Source organism: Lamprobacter sp. (assembly GCF_034860625.1).
GTDB lineage: Bacteria > Pseudomonadota > Gammaproteobacteria > Chromatiales > Chromatiaceae > Lamprobacter.
Genome location: NZ_JAYESN010000688.1, coordinates 1 through 762, shown reverse-complemented (window position 1 = coordinate 762; position 762 = coordinate 1). Strand labels below are relative to the sequence as shown.

Annotated in this window: 1 protein-coding gene; it reads left to right on the top strand. The window is 68.4% G+C overall.

Features of this window, described 5'->3' with window-relative positions; all coding sequences use genetic code 11:
- Window positions 1-27: 27 nt before the first annotated feature.
- A complete protein-coding gene (locus tag VBE63_RS30775) occupies window positions 28-723 on the top strand; it encodes a TIGR04283 family arsenosugar biosynthesis glycosyltransferase (protein WP_323686741.1) in 696 nt (231 codons plus the stop codon).
- Window positions 724-762 lie beyond the last annotated feature (39 nt).

Genomic DNA, 762 nt, shown 5'->3' with positions numbered 1-762 from the left:
CCGGCCACCGGCGGAGTTGCCAAGTCCATGCGTCTCTCTATCATCATTCCGACGCTCAATGAAGCCGATGTGATTGGCGCGCTGCTCGGCGATCTGGCCGCGCTGCGCGCTGCCGGCCATGAGCTGATCCTGGTCGATGGCGGCAGCACCGACACTACCCGGGCGCTGGCCGAACCGCTGGTGGATCGGCTGCTCGCTGCACCGTGCGGTCGCGCCGCGCAGATGAATGCCGGCGCCCAGGCGGCCACCGGCGAGCTGCTGTGGTTTCTGCATGCTGACAGCCGAGTACCGGCCGCCACCGCCGAGGCGCTACTCGCCGCTGCTCGGGCAGGGGGGCGCCCAGTGGAGCGCTCAGTCGTGCGCTGGGGGCGGTGCGATGTGCGGCTGTCCGGGCGCCATCCGTTGCTGCGGGTGATCGAGCGCGCGATGAATCTGCGCTCCTGCCTGAGCGGAATCGCCACCGGCGATCAGGGCCTGTTCGTCAGCCGCGCGGACTTCACCGCCGTGGGCGGTTTTCCCGACATCCCGCTGATGGAAGACATCGCGCTATCGCAACGCCTGCGCCGGCTGGCGCGACCCCTGTGCTTGCGCCCGACCTTGATCACCTCGAGCCGGCGCTGGGAATCGCGCGGGATTCTGCGCACCATGATGCTGATGTGGCGATTGCGGCTGGCCTATGCCCTGGGCGCTGATCCGGCACGGCTGGCACGGTGGTATCGGTGATAACCAACAAGAGGGCAGCCCATTGAACAGGCACAACCC

Coding starts and splice junctions, on each gene's coding strand:
- VBE63_RS30775 (WP_323686741.1), top strand. CDS start 28: ATGCGTCTCTCTATCATCATTCCGACGCTCAATGAAGCCGATGTGATT.